The organism is Anaeromicropila populeti (assembly GCF_900112775.1).
Taxonomy (GTDB): domain Bacteria; phylum Bacillota; class Clostridia; order Lachnospirales; family Lachnospiraceae; genus Anaeromicropila_A; species Anaeromicropila_A populeti.
In genome coordinates this window covers 150,641-172,053 of sequence record NZ_FOYZ01000006.1, presented here as the reverse complement: position 1 = coordinate 172,053, position 21,413 = coordinate 150,641, and the positions used below count along the sequence as shown (strand labels likewise).

Here is a 21,413-nt window from a genome sequence, read left to right as displayed (position 1 = left end):
TTAGTCCCACTGTTCTTACTGTTACTTACGAAGCTTAAGAGAGCAGCACGAATTGTCTGCTCTCTTTCTAAATAGGGTTCTATACTAATGAAGATTTATAAGCTTTATCAATTTGTTTTTACTAATGCAAAAGAATATAGTTCAATACTGGATGTTAGAGTATCTTCACCATCAATTTTCCCCATGGAAACTACCATTGTCGTTGCAGTATCTGTATCTTCGTTCATTGTAAAGACAATCTCGATATCCTTTTCTTTTGATCCTTCTAAAATAATGTCTCCACCACCATACCATTTATATGTTGAACTCAGCATCGCACATTTAATAGTTCTTGCTTCTGTAGACAATGCTTTGAAGGTAATTTTATAAGTTTTTCCTTTTTCAAGAGCGATTCCTTCCTGCTTTAACTGTACATTCCAGTCCTGGGTTCCTACATTTGTAATATTGTAGGCAGCTTTATTATCCTCAAATGCAACACTTGCTGCGCCTGGTGAAGTAATAGCTTGAATCCAATTTTCTTCTCCCTTTGAAAAATCTCCATTTTTCAAAATATTTTCACCAATTACAGTCTCATTAGTGCCTGATTCTGGTTCAACAACTTCTTCTAGAAAAATATTATCGATACACACTCTGTGCAGCTCTGTAATCTGGTTATCCACCTTGCCAAAGCAGACACTTAAAAATGCCTCTGGATCTGTCTCCGCCTTCATTTGAAATACTTTTTCAAATGTCTGGTACTCATTTGTCAAACTAACTGTATTTTCTCCAGAATATACAGCCCAGTTTTTACTTTCCGTCCCCTGCATAATGACACGAATTTTTCTGTCTAATGATGCTTTTGCTTTAAAAGTCAGCTTATACCACTGTCCATTTCTAAGTTCTATATTACTTTGTTTCAGTTGAATTTTCCAGTCCTGATCTCCTGTATTTCTGATTGTAAAATCAGCAGCATTGTCTTCTGTTAAACTATCAACTACATAAGTTGCGTCAGCAGAAGAATCCTTATATATTTCATATCCTGTAAACCCTGCTGAAAAGTTACCGTTTCTAATTAAGGTATCTTCAACAATTCGGACATTGTCCAGATATGTAGTACCCTTCATACCCATATAAAATTCTAGATTTGTACCTGTAAGTTCAGCAGGTGTTGCAAATTTAAAGTTGTACGATTGATTTTCCTCTGATAACTGTATCTTAAACTCCTGTCCTGCTACTATCACTGTCATTTCTTTTGCACTATCACTCTGCGCATCAAAACTTAACGAATATTTGCCGCTTGCAGAAAGTGCTAATTCAGATTCTCCTACTATCACACTATTATTTGTTCCATCTTCATACACACTAACTTTTAGGCGCCTGTCAGTATTTATACTTGTAACTGAAATATCTGCATTACATTTATTCTCAATTTCCCAATACCCCAACCGGTCTGTTCCTTCTTGAAATCCACCATTATAAACATAGTTTCCGTCGGCTAGTATTGTCTTTGGTTCATTCTCATTTGGATCTGCTTCTTTAACTTTAATAACTTTAACATTACTAATCCAGACATCAGCCTTTGACCCAGCTGCACCAAGATTAAACTCCAGACGTCCATTTGGATCAGAATTATCTTTCATTTTAAACGAATAGGTATAGGTCTTTTTTACCGTCGTTAAATCTAATGTTGTATCTGAAAAATATCTGGAATATCCGTAATTTGGTGCTGTAATACATGTTTTCATGCTTCTATCAGCAGATGCATATGCATCAAAACTCAGTTCATAGGAAGCCCCCTTCTCCATTGGAACATCCGCTTGCACTAACTGAACACTGTAATCCGCATTACCTTCATTTGTAGTCATAATTTCAATGGCCTGGTTATTAATTTGGGCGGTAGCCTGCCCACCTAAAGCCGTCATAAACCTCCAGTTCTTTTCGTCAGATAGGTTTTCTATATTCTCAAAATCGGCATTATTAATATAGTTACCATTAACATCTGGCTTCCTCAATACAACCTGTTGCTCTGGTTTTTGCACATTTTCATTATAACTGTCCTTCTGATATACTCTAATACCATCAATGGAAAATTCTGCCTGATTAAAATCTGTATTCTCATCTGGATTTCCAGGCCAGTTTCCTCCAACCGCTAAATTTAAAATCATGTAAAATGGCTGATCAAATGGAGCTGGATAGGTGATTTCACCCTGACCTACAGTTCTACTGAACCAGTCACTCTCCGTATGATAAAGTATCCCATCTACGTACCAACTAATCTTACCAGGTTCCCATTCACATGAAAATGTATGGTATTTATTAAAAAAACTTTCTTGTATTAACTTATAAGTTCCCTGACTTTCTCTATGGGGATTTCCATAATGAATAGTTCCATATACAGTTTCTGTTTGATTTCCCAGAACCTCCATAATGTCAATTTCACCACATCTTGGCCATTGCCCATACAGATTTTCATTGGCTGGCATCATCCAAAATGCTGGGAGAAATCCTTTTCCACTTGGAACCTTAGCCCTAACCTCAAACAATCCATAAGTAAACTCATGCTTACCTAGTGTATTAATTCTGCCAGAAGTGTAAGAAGCATTTCCTTCTCCATCTAAAGTTTTAACTGCTTTAATCACAAGCTTCCCGTTTTCAACATAAACATTGTTGTCCGATACAACATATTCCTGCAGTTCATTATTAACCCAGCCCTTTTCATGCGTTTCAAAATTCCAGTCTGCAGCATTTAAAGCCGAACCATCAAAATCTTCTTTCCACTTCAACTCATATCCGCTGTAAGATAGTCTTTTCTCGTCTATACTCCAGTCTATCGGCTGATTTGTACCGCCCTGTTCACCTATGTTGTGTGAACTATTTGGCTTCTCTGTACTTTTTGGCTTCTCTGTACTTTTTGGTTTCTCTGTGCTTTTCGGCTTGTCTGTGCTTTTTGGTTTCTCTGTGCTTTTCGGCTTGTCTGTGCTTTTCGGCTTGTCTGTACTTTTTGCTTTCTCTATATTATCTTCACTGATTGGTTTATTTATAATATCTGTGCTTTTTGTTTCACCCCCAATGTCTGTAACCTCAGATTCTCCTGCTTTTGTTTCAGACTGTTCATTATTATTGAACACATCTGGATTTTCAAAAGCATCCTCTTTCTTTTCATTATCAGTCACCATGTTTTCCTCTGCATTTTCCCCAATATTTTCCTCATAATTTGTGTTACTTTCCTCTTTTGTTTCCGTTTTTTCTGTTTCCTTCGTAACAGTTTTCTCTGTCATAGCTGCCTCATTATTCTCTGTATTGTTCTTTCGACTATTACATCCAGTAACAATTAAAATAAATACGACTAACAAAATAATAGATTTTTTTTTCATACGCTTTTCTCATCCCTTTCTGTAAGAAAATCAGGCTATTTTCACAACGAACCCTCCCATCCTTCCTTACACCATCAAATACCTTCTACCTTCAGATAAATCAATAACATTGTTAATCCATCTGGTTTTTTGTCCATAAAGAAATTAATTCTTCCTTTATCTCTGCATAATTATCTCCAATTAATCCAAAGTCCTTTTCTTTATAAGTCCAAACAGCACAACCAATCTGATACTTTTGAAAAACCATCTCTATATCTTGAAACCATCTTAGAGTATCTAGAGAAGGTGCTTGATCAATTACACCAAATTCCCCACAATATAAGCTAACACCCGCCTCCTGCGCAACAGACACAGCTTCAGAAATTAATTCCTCCATAAACTCTGTTCCCATTGTCTTTGATTTGGATTCTCTTACGGTTTTCCCCTGAATTCCCAATACATCCGATTGTTGTTTATAATACTCCATGGATTCTGGATATAATATGTCTTTCTCTTTATCCATATTTTCAACCCAATAAGCTTTTTGATGCGTAAATAAAAGTGGTTCATAAAAATGAAACGTAAAAATAATGTTTTTTTGTTTTGGCTTTTCCAACAAACATACTGTTTTTACACTATTCCACTGAATGCCCCCATAAATAATTGGCGTTCTTTCTGTAATGGAACGTATATTGTCCACTGTTTTAGTAATCAATAAATTCCATGAATCCGCATTATCTGATTCCACCACTTCATTCAGTAATTCAAATGCCACATTATCATATACCCAAAACTTTTCCGCTATTTTCCTCCACAGCCTTATAAAACGTTCCTGAAGCACCTCGTTTGAAAACAAGCTATTTTTTTCCTTATTGCCTGCATCATTGAAATCGTACCCATATACTTTATGTAAATCAAGTATAATGTTCAGGTCACTCTCTTTGCACCAAGATATAATCTGTAAAAGAATTTCATACCCCTCCTTTTTTTCATATTCGTTTTCATCTTCAAGCACCTCACTGTCAATTGGTAATCGAATATGATCAAACCCCCATGCAGCAATTTGTTTAATATCATCATTTTTCACAAATTCCACATAATGTTCTTTTGAATGTGTACATTGTGATAAAAAACCTCCTAGATTGATTCCTCGATTAAGCTTCATAAGATCTTCCTTTCAATATCTTTGTATGGATGTTTGTTTGTAATATATTTTTAGCATTTATTCACAAAATAATATATCGTTTTGTTATCTTTTTTAATGTTTTTGTGATATAATAAAAATGTGATACTGATAAACCAATGTGATATGGGAGAGTGCTTTATGAAATATCAAAAGGAACTAGTTTACAGAGAATTTGTTAGACGCGAGAACAATATTTTTCATGCCCCTTATAATCCAGAACTGGAGTTTTATTCAGTTATAAAATCTGGTGATTTAAAGAAAACGAAAGAACTGTGCAGTGAATCACTTATGGAGAAAAAAGGACTTGGAAATCTTTCAGACAATTGTCTTAGAAATATCATATACCATTTTGCAATTACTACTGCATTGGTAGCAAGATATTGCATTGAAGGGGGCATGGAGTTGGCAACTGCTTATAGTTTAAGTGATTTTTATATTCATAAAGCAGATTTATGCAAAATCCCAGAAGAAGTCTCCAATCTTCATCCTATCATGTGTATGGATTATGCTAATCGCATGCGGAATCTCCGAAAACAAAAAATTTGTTCAAAACCAGTTGCTATTTGTATTGACTATATTTGTGATAATCTGCACACGCGCATTACCATAAAAACATTATCTGAACTGGTAAATTTAAGTACCTCTTACCTGTCGAGGCTATTTAAAAAAGAAGCTGGAGTAACACTCAGTGACTATATCCAGAATAAAAAGATTGAAACAGCCCAGAATATGCTGATTTACTCTGATTTTACGCCAGCTCAGATTGCATCTGTATTGGCATTTCCAAACCAAAGCTATTTTACTGAAATTTTTCGCAAAAAAACAGGTATAACACCAAAAAAATACCAGACTCTTTATTTTAGGAATATTGGAATTGGACATTTAGATTGTTTTCCCAGGTAACTAGGTATTACACCATACCTTATCTTCTAGAATCTTTTAAGAAGAAATTAAACTGGAACCCAATAGTTTTTATGTACACTGCTTTTATTGCTCCCTACTACATCCAGTTTCTTTATGTAAAAGACAAATGATTTTTTACAAAATGGACTTCTTGCAAAGCATGTTTTTTTCCTATATAATGGTACTTAACTATAAAAATAATCTTTAGGAAGGTAGTTATGAAAAAAGGTAAACGAATATTAAGCTTATTAGCAGTACTATTTTTACTCAGCTTATACATTACAACATTAATTGTGGCAATATTTACAACAAAGGAAACTGGTGGTCTGTTTTTTGCCTGCATCTTTGCAACAATATCATTTCCAGTTTTAATATATGCCTATCAATTGATTTATCGTGTATTAAAAAATGAGAATGATAAAAAATAATTTTTTTGTGAAATGAGGTATTTATGGATTTATTTGAATATGTAAGAAATCATACATTGGAAAAAGAATCTCCTCTAGCTTCCAGGCTTCGTCCCAGAACTTTGGAAGAAGTAGTCGGACAAGAACATATTATAGGAAAAGACAAACTATTATATCGGGCAATTAAAGCAGATAAATTAACCTCTATCATTTTTTATGGTCCTCCTGGAACTGGGAAAACAACTCTTGCAAAAGTAATTGCCCATACAACCAGTGCTGTGTTTACACAAATAAATGCCACCTCCTCTGGAAAAAAGGATATGGAGGCGGTCATTTTGAAAGCCAAAGAAACACTAGGCGCTTATGGAAAAAGAACGATACTTTTTATTGATGAAATTCATCGTTTTAATAAAGGACAGCAAGACTACCTACTACCTTTTGTAGAAGATGGAACTATTATTTTGATTGGAGCAACGACAGAAAATCCTTATTTTGAAGTAAACAGTGCCTTGCTTTCCCGTTCCATTATTTTTGAACTAAAACCTTTAGCAAAAGAAGATATTAAAGTATTGCTAACCAGAGCTGTTACAGATTCAGAACGGGGGCTAGGTTCTTATCACGCACAAATTGAAGAGGATGCTCTGGAATTTCTTGCTGATATTTGCAATGGAGATGCGCGTTCCGCCTTGAATGCAGTTGAACTAGGTGTACTTACAACAGCAAAATCTGAGGATGGAATTGCCCACATTACATTAGAAGTAGCTTCTGAATGTATACAAAAACGAATTGTACGGTATGATAAAACGGGAGATAATCACTATGACACCATTTCAGCATTCATAAAAAGCATGAGAGGTTCTGATCCTGATGCCACTGTATATTATTTGGCAAGAATGCTCTATGCAGGTGAAGACGTATCATTCATTGCACGCCGCATCATGATCTGCGCCGCAGAAGATGTCAGTAATGCTGATCCAAATGCACTGGTCGTTGCAACTTCTGCTTCACAGGCTGTGGAACGTCTTGGAATGCCAGAAGGACGTATTGTCTTGGCACAGGCTGCCATTTATGTAGCATGTGCACCGAAGAGTAACTCTTCCATTGCTGCTATCGATGCTGCCTTTCAAGCTGTCAGTTCTGAAAAAAATGTTACCATCCCCCCTCATTTACAAGACGCTCATTATAAGGGAGCTTCAGAGCTTGGTCACGGTTCAGGATATAAATATGCCCACGCTTATCCAAATCATTATGTTAAGCAGCAGTACCTTCCTGATTCGTTAACGGATCGACAATTTTACTTTCCTTCTGAAAACGGCTATGAACAACAGATTATCAAACATTTTGAATTTTTAAAATCTTCTGATGAATAGGAGGAAATATAAGATGCCAGGTTTTTTTACCCATTACCTTTTTGGAATGAGTTTATACAAAAAAATTAGTGAAACTACTGTATATCCCCAATCGCCAAATACTATCCAACCCTTAAAACAAGTGATTCAAACCTATCCAGAAAGTTATCTGTTGGGTTTACAGGGACCTGATTTTTTCTTTTTTTATGTTCCTTATTTATTACAGCAAAAAGTAAACATCGCATCCACTATGCATACAGCAAAAGCAAATCTTTTTTTTAGAAATTGTCTGAATGAATTGGAGAAAGAATCTGACTTACAAAAACGTGAAATAATTTTGGCGTTTGTTGGTGGGTATATCTGTCATTACGGCATGGACTATACAGCCCACCCCTATGTATATGCTAAAACCAATTATGTAAAAAATCAAAAAAGTTCTTTAAAAAGTTCAGGGGAACATATGGATTTTGAGTCAACTATTGACTACTATATGTTGAAGCGAATAAAAGGAACCGACCATTTAAAAAAGAAAAGCCTGTTTCCATATAAATATTTCTCATCGCAAGTAATTGCTGAATTTTTATCTAAAATTATAAGAAAAACTTATCACACTACAATAAAACCGGCTTCTATTCACCGTGCCATCTTTACCTTTCATGTAGAGGCACGATTTGTAGATGATCAAACTGGACGAAAAAAAACATTGTTTTATAATATGGAGCAGTTTATTCTTCACTATCCTTATTTTTCAACCATGATGCTTCCTAAAGAAAAGAACCTTTCTCCCGATGATGAGATTACCACGTTAAATTTGAACCATCATCCTTGGAAATCTCCCTGGGAAGCTGACACAGTCCGTTATGATTCATTTCTAGATTTATGGAACAAAGCGTTCCTTGATACCAAAGAGCATTTGGTGTATTATGCTGAATATGCGGATTTGTTACTTCAATCCCGTATCACAACATTTCAAAAGCAAAACCTTTTGAATTCCTTACAAAATAAATGTTTTCATTCTGGATTATCAAGTTTGGATTAATTTAAGAATAAAATGTAGAAAGAAGGTGCGTGATGAAAGTTCCAAATGATTCAGTTATGCTGCTTAGCTATATCAATACACAGCTAAGAGATAACTATGAAAGCTTAGATGATTTATGTAAAAACCTGAATTTGGTTCAAGCTGATATAGAAAATAAACTTCAAAATATAGACTATATTTATGACTTAAATAGAAATCAATTTATTTGTAACTAGAGTGTGTTTTACTTCTGCCACAAGAAATCTTTCAGATATTCTTGTGGCATCATTTTTCATACTTCATTTCCATTATCTGATTACTGCTGCAAATTTTGATTCTCACTGTTAATGAAGGCATTTATCCAATATAATAATTTCCTGATCGTTCTCACCATAAAAAACCATATCCGTCATCTCTATACGGGCTTTTCCTGCTGTAGCCTCTATGACCTTCTTTTCAAACTCATTGGATTTGAATACGGGTACTAATACTGAAAAAACAACAATATCTGTATAATCAGTATTAATTGTATGCAACTCCATCTGACCTGCTATATATTGCAGTTTACCAATTCCATTATAATCTGTCCTTACGATATACTGGGCTCCTTTACATTTTTCCAAAATAGTACTATTATCTAACCCTACTTGTACAGACCTTGAATATGCTCTGACTAATCCACCTGTACCAAGTAATGTACCACCAAAATATCTCGTTACAACAACTACTACATTATGGATTTTAGCGCCTAACAATACATCTAACATTGGCCTTCCAGCAGTACCAGAAGGTTCACCGTCATCGCTGCACCTTTGAATCTGCTGCCTGTCTCCAATCACATACGCAAAACAATTATGTGTTGCATCCCAACATTCCTTCTTTACTTTTTCGATAAACCCAAGTGCAGATTCCTCCGAATCTGCTGATGCAACACGCGCAATAAATCTTGATTTTTTCTCGACTAATTCACCTGTACCTGCCTGATAAATAATTTTCAACTGCTCTTCCATATAACTGACTCCTTATCCTAATGAAGCAATTATATCATTTTATCCAGCTTTTAGCTACAAATTCTTTCTGTAATGAAATCATCCACAATAGGAATCATAGCAATGGGAGTTACATCATGTGTCATCAACAAATGAACAATATTCTCAGCGATCTCCTTTGAATAAGTAATACCTGAGATTTCTTCAATCTCCTCACGAGTACCTTCATTCTTTCTGATACTGACTCCATATAACACAGAATCCAAATCTTCGCGTTCCTCCTTAATCAGATAATATTCCAGATTCACCTTTCTTTCCGGAGACACTTCCAGACATTTTTTTCCTTTCAATTCTGACTTTCTCATACTAACTACCCCTTCAAATTATGTATTTTAGTCCTTGAGCAGAGTATGATTCTGCTCCCCCTTGTAAGACTTCAATTTCATAATAACAGATAAATGGTAATTTTTGCAATAGAAATACGACGCATTTTATTGCAAATTTTGACATGGAAAGAAAAACCATGTTGACGAAAATATTAATTCTATTGTAAATACTGCTTTATTTGGAAATCATTATTTGCTATAATAAAACAAATGGTAAGATTTCATAGGAGGCTCTATATGAATTTTAGTAAAAACGGCACTGCAAAAAAACAACAGCAGATTTCATCGCCTGGAAGAAAGCTTACAACAAAAGCTTATATTATTTTTTTTAAAACAATTTTAATCTGCTTTGTTCTGCTTATATGTGTTGGTGGATTTGCAGGCATAGGATTTTTGAGAGGAATTATAGATAATGCACCAGATATGAATTCCATAACTGTTGCTCCAACTGGATTTTCATCTACTATATATGATTCTGACGGAAATGAAACCCAGAAGCTTGTCGGTTCTGATGCTAATCGTATCTATGTAAGTATTGATAAAATACCACAGGATGTAATTGACGCTTTTGTAGCAATTGAAGATGAACGGTATTGGGAACATAACGGCATTGACATTAAAGGTATTTTCCGTGCATTCTTTAATGGTATTGCCAGCCAGCACTTTGATCAGGGCGCAAGCACCATTACTCAGCAGCTGCTAAAAAACAATGTATTTGAAGGCGGACTTGAAACTAATTTTTCAGATAAGCTGGAACGCAAAATCCAGGAACAGTATCTGGCAGTCAAGCTGGAAAGCCGATATTCCAAAGAAGAAATTCTTGAATATTATTTAAACACAATTAATCTTGGTCAGAATACTCTGGGAGTACAAGCTGCTGCAAACAGGTATTTTAATAAGGATGTAAGTGAACTCACATTGTCAGAAGCTTCTGTCATTGCAAGTATTACCAAGAATCCATCCGCACTTAATCCTATTACTTACCCAACGAATAATGCGGAACGCCATAATCTAGTTTTGGAAAATATGAAAAACCAGAATTACATTACAGAAGAAGAGTACGCTGAAGCTTTGGCAGACGATGTCTACAGTCGTATAAAGCTTGTGAATGAAGAACAAAGCACTTCTTCTCAAATCAATTCGTATTTTGTTGATGAAGTAATTGAACAGGTAGCTGAAGATTTAGAGACCAAGCTAGGTTATACCTCTACCCAGGCTTACAATCTTATTTATCGAGGCGGATTAAAAATTTACACAACCCAGAACCCTGAATTGCAATCCATTTGCGATGATGTATTGTCCGATGAATCTCTGTATCCAGCAGATTCAAAGTGGGAACTAACCTACCGCCTTACTACAGTTAGCTCTGATGGTGAAAAGCACAATTACAATGAACAAATGATGGAAGAGTTTTTCCATTCACAGGGAAAGAGTTTTTCGTTATATTTTTCAGATAAAGAGGATGCGGCTTCTTATATCGAAGAATATCGTAACGCTGTTGTTACAGATACCGATACAATCGAAGGTGAAAAGACAAACTTTACAATACAACCCCAGATTTCTTTTGTTTTAATGGATCAGGCAACTGGCAGAGTAGAAGCTATTGTTGGAGGGCGTGGCGAGAAAACCGCAAGCCGTACACTAAACAGAGCTACCAATACCTTTCGGCAGCCAGGTTCAACTTTTAAAATTTTGTCTACTTACCTTCCTGCTTTAGATACGAAGGGAATGACACTGGCAACTGTACAAGATGATGCTCTATATTATTATCCAGGTACTAAGACAAAAGTTAATAACTGGTATGGTGATAATTACAAAGGACTTACTACTATCCGACAGGCTATATATGATTCTATGAATGTATTTGCCGTAAAAACTTTAGAACAGGTAACTCCCCAGACAGGTTTTTCCTACTTACAGAAACTTGGCTTCTCTACTCTTGTAGAAAAAGAAGTTAATGAAACTACTGGCGAAGTTTTTTCAGATATTAATCTTTCTCTTGCACTAGGTGGTATTACACATGGTGTAAAAAATCTGGAGATTACCGCTGCATTTGCTTCTATTGCAAATGGCGGCATTTATACAGAACCTATTTTTTATACAAAAATTGTTGATCATGATGGAAAAGTTTTGATAGATAATAAACCATCTACCAGCCAGGTAATGAAAGATTCTACCGCATGGCTGCTAACCAACGCTATGGAAGATGTTGTAAAAGTTGGTACTGGTACGAAAATCCAGTTTCAAAATATTAATATGCCTGTTTCTGGAAAAACAGGGACAAGTACAGATGACAATGACCTTTGGTTTGTCGGTTACACTCCTTACTATACTGCTGGAATATGGGGTGGCTATGACAATAATTATGATCAGACCAATACTACTTATACAAAAATTCTCTGGCGTACCATAATGGAGAAGGTCCATGATAATCTTGAGAGAAAAGAATTTGTAAAACCTGATTCCATTGTTACAGCTAAAATATGTACAAAATCTGGGAAACTAGCGGTCGATGGCGTATGTGATTCTGCTCTCGGTGGCTCTACTGTCCGCACAGAATACTTTGCAAAAGGAACCCAGCCTGTTGAGACCTGTGATGTACATGTAAAAGTAAAAGTATGTGCTGCGTCAAATAAATCTGCAACTGATTTTTGTCCAGAGACTTCTATCCTAGAAAAAGTATATTTATCTAAGGAGGAAACTTCAAATACCGCTGACACACCATATATCTTACCGAAAAACTTTGAAAACGATATTTGTAAGATTCATTCTCCTTTTGGAGTCAATATACCAACTAGTACACCAACCAGCAATCCGTCAGCACCTGTAATACCAAACTCGGGTGAACTGCCAGAAACAACAGAACCTTAGTATTATTTTCTTAATTAGAATTAGGGAGTGCTGCTTTGCAACACTCCCTAATTCTAATATGTCACTTCATTTTACTGCATTTTAGACTTAAACACCCAAGAAGCAATATAACTAAATATAAGTGCTGTAGAAATTCCAACGGCAGAGGCAGTAAAACCTCCTTTAAATACACCAATAAACCCATCCTTATCTATAGCTTCCTTAATACCCTTATATAATGTATTTCCAAATCCACTTAATGGCACACTGGCTCCTGCTCCTGCCCAGTCAATTAATGGTTCATAGATTCCTAACGCTCCCAATACTGCTCCCAGACAAACTAGAATCACCATAATTCTTCCTGGCATTAATTTTGTATTATCCATAAATATCTGCACTGCTGCACAAATTAATCCTCCAACGAAAAAAGCTTTTACATAATCCATAGCTGCTACCTTCCTTCTATCATTACTCCATGTGCAATTCCAGGAACGGAATTTCCTTCATTAAAACTTACCGTAGACAATAAAGCTCCTGTTGGAACAAACAATACTCTTTTCCACTCTCTTTTTAAAAGCTTGTCCATAATATATCCATTTAAGGTAATGGCACTACAGCCACATCCACTTCCGCCAGCATGAGTGTCCTGGGTCTCTTTATCATAAATCTCAATTCCACAGTCCATATGATTTACTGAGATATCATATCCCTTTTCTAATAATAAATCAATTAAAATTCTTTGACCAACATATCCCAAATCTCCTGTAATAATCTTATCATAATATGCTGGTGAAAGCTTAAAATCCTGAAGATTCTGATAAATAACATCTGCTGCTGCCGGAGCCATACAAGCCCCCATATTCATAGAATCCTTTACGCCATAGTCAGTGATTTTACCAGTCGTAATTCCCTTTATTTCAATCACCGGCTCTTTTTTTTCATTGCCTCCAGATGATTTTTCTGAGTTTTCCGAATTGTTACTGGTATTCTGGGAAATCACAACTGCTCCACTTCCAGTTACCGTCCAAGTTGCTGCAAGAGGTCTTTGATTTCCATATTCCAATGGAAAACGAAATTGTTTTTCTGCACTTGCATTATGACTTGACGTTAATGCCACAACATTCTTTGCATATCCTCCATCTACTATCATGGAACCAATAGATATGGATTCTCCCATAGTAGAGCATGCTCCATACACCCCAAATAGAGGAATATCTAAATCCATAATTCCAAAAGAAGTAGCTATCAATTGTCCCAACAAATCACCTGCTATCAGATAACGTACATCCACTGGCTTTAATTTTGCCTTTTTAATTGCAAGTTCTGCCGCCATTTTCTGCATGCGGCTTTCTGCATCTTCCCAGTTATCTCCACCAAAAAAGGGATCCTCCTCTACAACATCAAAAAAACTTCCAAGAGGTCCTTCCCCTTCTTTTTTCCCAGCAACAGACGAAAAACCTGTAATAACTGGAGGATGCTCAAAAGATATACTTTGTTTTCCAACTATTTTATTATTTTTCATGTACACACCTCACTATACGATTCCAGCCATTTTAAGAAAATAGTATACCAAACCCAAAACCCAGGAAGAAAAGATTCCATATAGAATTACAGGACCGCAAATGGTAAATATTTTGCATCCAATTCCAAAGACCTGGCCTTCTGTTTTAAATTCAATTGCTGCTGCTGCCACTGAATTGGCAAATCCTGTTATTGGCACTACTGTTCCTGCGCCACCAAACTTTGCCAGTTTAGAATAAATATTAAGACCTGTTAAAACTACGCTTAATAATACTAATGTAATGATTTGATATAAGCCAGCTGTTTCCTTATCCAACCCCATCTGCATATACAGATTAGTAAACCCCTGTCCTATTGTGCAGATAATACCACCAACAAAAAATGCTTTTAGCGTATTCAAAACATAGTTGTGTGTTGGTGTAACATCTTTTACGTATTTATTATACTTTTGTTCTCGCTTTTCCGAGTCCTTTTCTGATACAACATCATGAATAGAAACTTTATTCTTGTCCATAAAATCACCCTTCCTATATTTTACAAAAAATATAACTGGTAAAAGGAACCCATTCCCTTTCCAATTGCAAAAAATAAAACAATAATTGCCAGACCTTCTTCCAACCCAATTTTTTCAATAAAAATTGGAAGGACATTTAAGGTTTCCGCTATTGACATGGCAAGACATCCCACAAATATACCACAAAATAGTCCGATAACAATTAATCCAACTTTTCCAACAGGAGCAGCAACGGAAAAGGTAGTACAAATATTTCCAAGAGTACCTCCTAAAATAATTGCATTTTCATATAGCACTATCTTTTTTGCTGTTTTTGTTCTTGCAATTAATCTTGGTACCACGCCTATTGTAGTAATAAATGCAAAAACTCCACTTCCAATTGTCCACCCAGAAATTACTCCAATCAATATAAGAATACCTATTTTAAGGAACATTCATTGTTTCACCCTCTCTGTTCGCATCCATAATAATTGTATCATTTACCTGTGACTCATATTGCCTCATCTCAATCTGGATTGGAGTTGGATCTGGTTCAATTTTTTTACGGAACATATGATTATAAAAAGAGATGACTCCCAATGAAACGCCAATACTATATGAAATTTCAAGAATCTTGCTATTTGCTCCGTTATCACCAAGTATGATTTCATAAAGTCTTTGAAATAGTTCCTTGACTCCCACATCGGAATTAAAAGTCATAATAGCAAAGGCACCTCCACAGAATACAGTAAAACTAACCACTACTATTTTGAAATATTCAAATAACATGTTCTTTTTCTTTTTCTGCAAATACTCAATAATAAAATCTGTCTCACCCATATTGATTACCTCAATATCAAGATACTTTTCATTAATTTTCTCAATTACAACTAAAGCGGAACATACAATCAAATTTTCCTGTCCAAGATGAAATAATTCTATTTTCCTAATTTTATTTAGAACTTCTAAATCCGAGCAATAGCAAGATGCAATATCATCCAGATACACTTCTCTTTTCATTACCTGAACTCTCTGATTCATGGAAATATAGAGTTTTATCATATTTCACAACCTACTTTTATTAAAGTACCCTCTGACATAATTTCATTATTTCCGTCATAGTTAAAGTAAAAGACTAGTACTAATATAATGAGCTTCATAGAAACAATTGCTACCCAAATCTTATTTTTCATCCCATCACTCCTTTACCAAAAAAAACATTCACTATATGCTAGTGAATGTTTTCTATACTTCTATTTTGATATTTTTTCATCTATATTATTCCTAAAAATAATAAGATAATCTGTTAAGCCAATTTTTCCCGCATTGTTTTAAGAATTTTTTTCTCGATTCTTGATACCTGAACCTGTGAAATTCCTAATTCCTTTGCTATATCCATTTGAGTCCGATTCATAAAATACCGAAGTTTAATAATATTTCTATCTTTTTCTTCCAAAGAATTTAATATTTCCTGTAGTGCCAAATGATCAATTATCATTTCATTTTCATCTTTTGTTTCTTCCAGTTTATCAATTAAATAAATAGCATTCCCATCTCCTTGATAAATTGTTTTGTATAGGGATTCTACTTCTGCACCAGCTTCCATTGCCATTACTATATCCTCAGTCTGGAAGCCTGTCCGCTCACTTACCTCATTTATTGTCGGCTCTCTTCCCAGCTGTGCATTTAACTCATCCTTTGCAATTCGTATTTTATAGGCAATCTCCTTTAAAGATCTACTTACCTTAATCATTCCATCATCTCGTAAAAACCTTTTAATTTCGCCTGTTATCATAGGAACAGCATAGGTGGAAAACTTTACTTCAAAACTTGTGTCAAATTTATCAATTGCCTTTATAAGCCCAATACATCCGATTTGAAATAAATCTTCCATCTCATAACCCCGATTGGCAAACCTTCTAATTATGCTCCAAACCAATCCCGTGTTCTCTGTAACAACCCGATCTCTCGCTTCTTTATTGCCACTTTGAGACTGTCTGATTAATTCAAGTGTATCCATAACCACCCTCCTTCTACGATTCCGCAGCACTGCTTTGTATTGTCTTTTTCATAATAACCTTTGTTCCCTGATTTGCTTGTGATATGACTTCCAAGTGATCCATAAAGGCTTCCATAAAAGCAAAGCCCATACCAGAACGTTCTAATTCTGGCTTTGTCGTATATAAAGGTTCCATTGCTTTTTGAATATCTTCAATTCCACAGCCCTCATCTTTCACTTCAATCCTTATATTCTGCATATCAATACTACAGTGTAAAGTAATTTTACCAGGTTTTCCATTATATCCATGAATAATTGAATTTGTCACCGCTTCCGAAACGGCTGTCTTAATATCAGATATTTCCTCCATAGTCGGATTTAATGGTGCAATAAATGCTGCTGTTGCAACCCTTGCAAATCCCTCATTTTCTGATTTGCTATCAAATACTAATGTCATTTCGTTTGTATCGCTCATTTACTTATCCTCCTCTTATTAAAATGCTTTTAATGCATCCATTACAGTTTCATATTTTTGAATAATCTTATATAAGCCAGAAACTCGAAAAATCCTGTCTACTGGTGGATTTATCCCTGTTACAGCGATTTTCCCCCCTGAAAAAATCACTTTTTTATATCTTCCCATAATAACCCCTATTCCTGAACTGTCCATAAAATTAGAATTAGAAAAATCAAAAATTATGTTTCGTATATTGTCATGTGCAATAATATGATCTGATTTTTCACGGATCTTTAATGCACTATGATGATCTAAATCGCTATTTAGCTGAATAATCAAACAGTGGTTTTCAACCTTGTAGATTGCTTTCTCTGGGTTTTCAACATGTACAGATGAATTAATAAGATTATTTTTGCTCACTTTTTTTCCCTTCTTTATTCAAAATTTTACATATAAATCTATAAAAAATACCTGGTTAAAGCCTGTTACACTTTTCCAGGATATTTTCTTTCGTTTGTTTGTTACGATACGGGTTTTATTCAGGCAACGTCTGCAACATCTTTTTTGCTTCTGCATATCTTGTTGAATCTTCATACTGATTCATAATTGTTTCATAATATTCTCTTGCCTTCACATAGTCATTCTTTCTATGGTAGCATCTACCCAGAAAATAAATAGCATCTGCATTTGCTTCATCTAATTTTATTGCCTTTTCAAAAATAGTAATTGCCTCGTCGTAATTACCTGAGTCATACTTACTTTTTCCTTCCTGATAAAGTTCTTTTGAACCCTCTGAAAAAGTAGCCTCCTTTATTGCATTATACACCTTTTTCGCTTTGGCACTACTAAGCTTTTTAGTATCTACTTCCAAAAGCTTCTCTGCCGCCTTAACATTTTTACCTTCTTGAAATAAAACCACTGCATCAAACATATTATCATAAATAGATTCATCAAACATATTCTCTTTTAACTCAGTCAATTCTGTTGTTATATCCTCTATCTCATCCTGCAACTCTTGATTAGTGCCTTCTAACGTGTCAATGGTGTACTCTTTTGCTGAAATCTCGTCCTGATAAACATCTTCCTGATTAGCATACTTCATCTCAACATTTTTTTTGACCGTAGGCACAATTAAAATATACACTGCTACAATTCCAATTACAACACCTATTATTAAATTTGCATACGCCCAAATGTTTGTTTTTTCCTCTTTATACTGAGTTCCTGTCTGGTATATAGCTGTTGGTTTTGATACACGTTCTGCTGGTTCCTTTACTTCGGGCTGTTCATTTACTTCTACTTCCTTTAAATACCGGATAGTTGTAATATTATTAATATCAATCTTACTTATTTTTTTCAAACATCGCAGTGCCTTATCCTTTTCCCCTGCTTTTATATACAGCAGTGCCAAAAGCTGCTGTGCCCGTAAGAAATTAGGACTTAAACTTGTTACCTTTTTCAGCTGTATAATAGCTAAATCCTCATTACTTTGCTTAGCGGCCAAAAGTGCTGCATTATATTTCTTTATTGTCTGGTTTATTGCTTCCAGTTTTGTTGGATTTGATTGCAAACTCTCCATATATCTGTCAGCATCATTATTCTCTGGTTGAAAATGCTTACTAATTACCCATTCACTTAACGCCGAAACAGTTTCACCCATTTCAAAATATACCAGCCCAAGAAGATTCCTAGCATTCGTGTTCCTTTTATAAATTTGCAGACTCTTTTTTAATGATGCTGCTGCCCCAGACAAATCTCTAATCTTAGCCCGAGATAAACCATCATTATAAAAAATATTGGATGCTCCTATTATTTTCTTATATGTTTTCAAATCCTGTCCGCATTGTTCACATTTATTCACTTTAAATAACAGATTAGCATTGCATTTTGGACAATTCATAACAGCCTCCTTACCACTTGATACCAGCTTACTTTTTAATATCTTTCAGAATTTCACCAATAATATCTGTTACATCAGTCAAATTATTATTATAGATTGCTTCCTCTGCTTGATCCACATCCAAGCTGGGTTGAAATTTTTTTATTTCTTCTTCAAAATTAATCATGTTACCCTCCACTATTAAATAAGCCTGACTTATTATCCGATTTCTTTTACAGATTTATCTATTTAACATAATAACTATAAACATTGGAAAAATCAATACCTTTATCATAAAAAATCTCCAAAAGCATTACTTATGCTCCTGGAGATTCATAAATTCTCTATTCTATCACACTTTTGCCCCTTAACTAAATAACCCTGCAATACGATCCCAAAGATTTGAAAACCAATTACCGATTTTAGCAAAGAAACCTTCTGTATCAAGATTAAGCTCTGCTAACTTATCATACAATTCCTTTGCCTGCTGCTTCATGGTATCAATATTCAGATTTAATCCTTCAATTTTCCCCATTAAATCAGCGATTTTTTCCTTTTGGTTTTCTGTTAGTTCTAAATCTAGAGTTGCTGAATCCTTTTGAATTTCCTCTAGGATTTTTTCCCTGGAGTCCAGACTCTTTTCCACAACCGCCTGTTTTACCAAAGCAATCAACTGTTCCATCTTCTCTGCATTACCTATATCCTCTGCCAGTTCACCTGTTAAAACAAGCTCATTCATTGCCGCATCAATGCTTTCTTGTGGAATTTCTTTACCTGTCATTTCCTCATATGCCTTAATGGTTCCAACTAATGCTGCTGTACCTGTTAACTGGAACGGTCCTGCCACTACTACCTCTGCATCGCTGATTCCTGCTGTCAGAAGCGCATTACAATACATTCCGTTGGTGCAGTAATTAATATTGTAAGAACGAACTGTAATTCCTTCGCCATCCTCCATCTTTATTACCTTAACAGAAGAAAGTGCCTTCGTACCAATTATATCACTAGATAAGTATCCACTTAGGTACTCATACTCCTCTTGATTGGTGACCTCAACGACCTTATACTGTTCCAAATCCTCTTCCTCAATGTCTAACAGATTAAAAACAGTATTCTTCTGTTCCTCAGTCAAATCTGCTCCCAATGCAACATATGGTGTCACACTCTCATCGTAAGAATCAGCTGAAACTATTTCTTGTTGAATAAGAACTGCTCCTAATAAAACAAAGCTAAGTAGTATTTTTTTCAGTCTCATTCCAAACCTCCTGTATAAAGTCTTTTTAGTAGAACCAAGCACTGCTTTATACATTAGCATAACACAAAATTCTATATATTATTCTGCTTTATAAATTACTTCCCCTGCGTCATTAATATACCCATACCATTTATCTTCATAGCTTTTCACTTGAATCAGTCCATTCTTTTTTGCATTGTTTACCTGTAAAAATGCGTCTGAATTATAATCCTCATCATACAGATAATCAATTACAAGTTCACCCTGGGTATTGATAAAGCCAATCTGATAATCCTGATTTGCTGTATTTTTCTTACGTACAGCAGCCAGTCCTTCTGAAAATGAATCAGCCTCATCATAGATTGCATCAATTATAAGTTCACCCTGGGTATTGATAAAGCCCCACTTTCCATTAATCATTACAGCAGCCAGTCCTTCTGAAAATGGTTTTACACTTTCATATTGATAGTCAATAATCACTTCATTAGAGTGTGAAATATATCCAAACGCTTTTCCATTATAAGAACATGCCAGTCCTTCTGAAAAATCATGTACACACATATAATTATTATATTCCAGCTCTGTCTCAAAGCACACAGTTCCATCTGTGTTTATGTAAGATAAATCAATTTTATCCTTTGTTGTACCAACCGCAGCCACACCTTCATGAAAATCTCTTGCGTATTCTAATGTTGGATCTATTACTACCTTACCCTCTGTATCTAAAAAGCCGTATAATCCACTTTCAAATCTAGCACATAGAAATCCTTCACTATACTGTACTGCATACACTAAATCTTCAGGAGTATCCATAATATTTCCTTCAGTATCAAGAATTTGAAGCTTGCCAGCATCATTTAAAACTACAGCTCGCCCACAAGCGAAATCATTCCCAGATACAAAAGTAGTACCAAATGCATTTTCACCCTTTTTGTTAATATAAAATAATGATTTGTCATCCATGGACACCGCAGCAAATCCTTCACAGAATTCACCAGCATAAGCATAAACAGGTTCCATCATCATTTCACCATTTGCATTGATATAACCCATTTTGCCATTCACCATAATCGGATATAACTCACCTTGAAACTCCGCTGCTTCAGTTGCCGCTGCTTCAGTCTGCTGTGAATCAACCTCTCCATTTACCTGTTCCTCTTTTTTACTTGTATTATTACATCCTACACACATTATCATTGACAGGCACACTAAAAAAACAATTATTCTCTTCATAATACCATCCTTCTTCTAATTTTATCATGTTCCCCCACTATTTTTACACCTATGTCTTTACTATTCTTATGCACTTTCACCCACTTTACTTATAAATTCTTGCTGCAAATATTATTTAATTATATCACATTGGAAAATAATATGTAAATAAAATTGACCTTTTGCAATAGTATGAAA

Annotated in this window: 22 protein-coding genes; 6 read left to right on the top strand and 16 right to left on the bottom strand. The window is 35.1% G+C overall.

The window, feature by feature from the left end:
* Window positions 1-107 precede the first annotated feature (107 nt).
* The gene (locus tag BM305_RS09350) at window positions 108-3,353 is read right to left on the bottom strand and encodes a carbohydrate binding domain-containing protein (RefSeq protein WP_092560437.1); all 3,246 of its coding nucleotides are present in this window, start codon (window positions 3,351-3,353) and stop codon (window positions 108-110) included.
* 112 nt (window positions 3,354-3,465) lie between these two features.
* The gene (locus BM305_RS09345; RefSeq protein WP_092560436.1) at window positions 3,466-4,497 is read right to left on the bottom strand and encodes a glycoside hydrolase family 5 protein; all 1,032 of its coding nucleotides are present in this window, start codon (window positions 4,495-4,497) and stop codon (window positions 3,466-3,468) included.
* A gap of 159 nt (window positions 4,498-4,656) precedes the next feature.
* On the opposite strand from BM305_RS09345, the gene BM305_RS09340 reads away from it, so the two are divergent.
* The 5 genes from BM305_RS09340 (at window position 4,657) to BM305_RS09320 (ending at window position 8,431) form a co-directional block, all read left to right on the top strand.
* Complete coding sequence (locus BM305_RS09340; protein ID WP_092560435.1) at window positions 4,657-5,421, top strand: helix-turn-helix domain-containing protein; 765 nt, start codon at window positions 4,657-4,659, stop codon at window positions 5,419-5,421.
* A gap of 218 nt (window positions 5,422-5,639) precedes the next feature.
* Window positions 5,640-5,849, top strand: a complete 210-nt coding sequence (locus tag BM305_RS09335; protein ID WP_092560434.1) for a hypothetical protein — start codon at window positions 5,640-5,642, stop codon at window positions 5,847-5,849.
* A gap of 23 nt (window positions 5,850-5,872) precedes the next feature.
* Window positions 5,873-7,198, top strand: a complete 1,326-nt coding sequence (locus tag BM305_RS09330) for a replication-associated recombination protein A (protein ID WP_092560433.1) — start codon at window positions 5,873-5,875, stop codon at window positions 7,196-7,198.
* 13 nt (window positions 7,199-7,211) lie between these two features.
* Window positions 7,212-8,216 (top strand): zinc dependent phospholipase C family protein, encoded by a 1,005-nt coding sequence (locus BM305_RS09325; protein WP_177214660.1) that lies wholly within the window; start codon window positions 7,212-7,214, stop codon window positions 8,214-8,216.
* A 32-nt stretch (window positions 8,217-8,248) separates the two neighbouring features.
* Window positions 8,249-8,431, top strand: a complete 183-nt coding sequence (locus tag BM305_RS09320; protein ID WP_092560431.1) for a DUF4250 domain-containing protein — start codon at window positions 8,249-8,251, stop codon at window positions 8,429-8,431.
* 108 nt (window positions 8,432-8,539) lie between these two features.
* Here the strand turns inward: BM305_RS09320 and BM305_RS09315 are convergent, their stop codons facing one another.
* Together BM305_RS09315 and BM305_RS09310 are read right to left on the bottom strand one after the other, a co-directional pair.
* On the bottom strand, window positions 8,540-9,205 hold the full coding sequence (locus BM305_RS09315) for a YigZ family protein (RefSeq protein WP_092560430.1): 666 nt from the start codon (window positions 9,203-9,205) through the stop codon (window positions 8,540-8,542).
* A 50-nt stretch (window positions 9,206-9,255) separates the two neighbouring features.
* Window positions 9,256-9,549, bottom strand: coding sequence for a DUF6514 family protein (locus tag BM305_RS09310; RefSeq protein ID WP_092560429.1), 294 nt, complete (start codon window positions 9,547-9,549; stop codon window positions 9,256-9,258).
* Window positions 9,550-9,807: 258 nt separating this feature from the next.
* On the opposite strand from BM305_RS09310, the gene BM305_RS09305 reads away from it, so the two are divergent.
* Window positions 9,808-12,441: a transglycosylase domain-containing protein gene (locus tag BM305_RS09305; RefSeq protein WP_092560428.1), complete on the top strand. Its 2,634-nt coding sequence runs from the start codon at window positions 9,808-9,810 to the stop codon at window positions 12,439-12,441.
* A 71-nt stretch (window positions 12,442-12,512) separates the two neighbouring features.
* Here BM305_RS09305 and spoVAE read toward each other — a convergent pair whose 3' ends face one another.
* The 12 genes from spoVAE to BM305_RS09250 form a co-directional block, all read right to left on the bottom strand.
* Window positions 12,513-12,866 carry a stage V sporulation protein AE gene (gene spoVAE / locus BM305_RS09300; protein ID WP_092560427.1) on the bottom strand — a complete coding sequence of 118 codons (354 nt, stop codon included), beginning with the start codon at window positions 12,864-12,866 and terminating at the stop codon, window positions 12,513-12,515.
* A gap of 5 nt (window positions 12,867-12,871) precedes the next feature.
* A complete protein-coding gene (locus BM305_RS09295; protein ID WP_092560426.1) occupies window positions 12,872-13,942 on the bottom strand; it encodes a stage V sporulation protein AD in 1,071 nt (356 codons plus the stop codon).
* Between the two features lie 12 nt (window positions 13,943-13,954).
* On the bottom strand, window positions 13,955-14,455 hold the full coding sequence (gene spoVAC, locus BM305_RS09290; RefSeq protein ID WP_092560425.1) for a stage V sporulation protein AC: 501 nt from the start codon (window positions 14,453-14,455) through the stop codon (window positions 13,955-13,957).
* A 20-nt stretch (window positions 14,456-14,475) separates the two neighbouring features.
* Window positions 14,476-14,889 (bottom strand): stage V sporulation protein AB, encoded by a 414-nt coding sequence (locus tag BM305_RS09285; protein WP_092560424.1) that lies wholly within the window; start codon window positions 14,887-14,889, stop codon window positions 14,476-14,478.
* Window positions 14,879-15,496 (bottom strand): stage V sporulation protein AA, encoded by a 618-nt coding sequence (locus BM305_RS09280; protein WP_092560423.1) that lies wholly within the window; start codon window positions 15,494-15,496, stop codon window positions 14,879-14,881. The genes BM305_RS09285 and BM305_RS09280 overlap by 11 nt, the downstream gene beginning before the upstream one ends.
* A 244-nt stretch (window positions 15,497-15,740) precedes the next feature.
* Complete coding sequence (sigF, locus tag BM305_RS09275) at window positions 15,741-16,454, bottom strand: RNA polymerase sporulation sigma factor SigF (protein ID WP_092560422.1); 714 nt, start codon at window positions 16,452-16,454, stop codon at window positions 15,741-15,743.
* A 13-nt stretch (window positions 16,455-16,467) separates the two neighbouring features.
* Window positions 16,468-16,908 carry an anti-sigma F factor gene (gene spoIIAB, locus BM305_RS09270; protein ID WP_092560421.1) on the bottom strand — a complete coding sequence of 147 codons (441 nt, stop codon included), beginning with the start codon at window positions 16,906-16,908 and terminating at the stop codon, window positions 16,468-16,470.
* A gap of 18 nt (window positions 16,909-16,926) precedes the next feature.
* Window positions 16,927-17,310, bottom strand: a complete 384-nt coding sequence (gene spoIIAA / locus BM305_RS09265) for an anti-sigma F factor antagonist (RefSeq protein ID WP_242940507.1) — start codon at window positions 17,308-17,310, stop codon at window positions 16,927-16,929.
* Window positions 17,311-17,425: 115 nt separating this feature from the next.
* A complete protein-coding gene (locus tag BM305_RS09260; protein WP_092560420.1) occupies window positions 17,426-18,790 on the bottom strand; it encodes a tetratricopeptide repeat protein in 1,365 nt (454 codons plus the stop codon).
* Between the two features lie 28 nt (window positions 18,791-18,818).
* On the bottom strand, window positions 18,819-18,956 hold the full coding sequence (locus BM305_RS19080; RefSeq protein WP_177214659.1) for a hypothetical protein: 138 nt from the start codon (window positions 18,954-18,956) through the stop codon (window positions 18,819-18,821).
* Between the two features lie 180 nt (window positions 18,957-19,136).
* Window positions 19,137-20,024: a DUF1002 domain-containing protein gene (locus BM305_RS09255; protein WP_092560419.1), complete on the bottom strand. Its 888-nt coding sequence runs from the start codon at window positions 20,022-20,024 to the stop codon at window positions 19,137-19,139.
* 78 nt (window positions 20,025-20,102) lie between these two features.
* Complete coding sequence (locus BM305_RS09250) at window positions 20,103-21,236, bottom strand: WG repeat-containing protein (RefSeq protein WP_092560418.1); 1,134 nt, start codon at window positions 21,234-21,236, stop codon at window positions 20,103-20,105.
* Window positions 21,237-21,413: the final 177 nt, after the last annotated feature.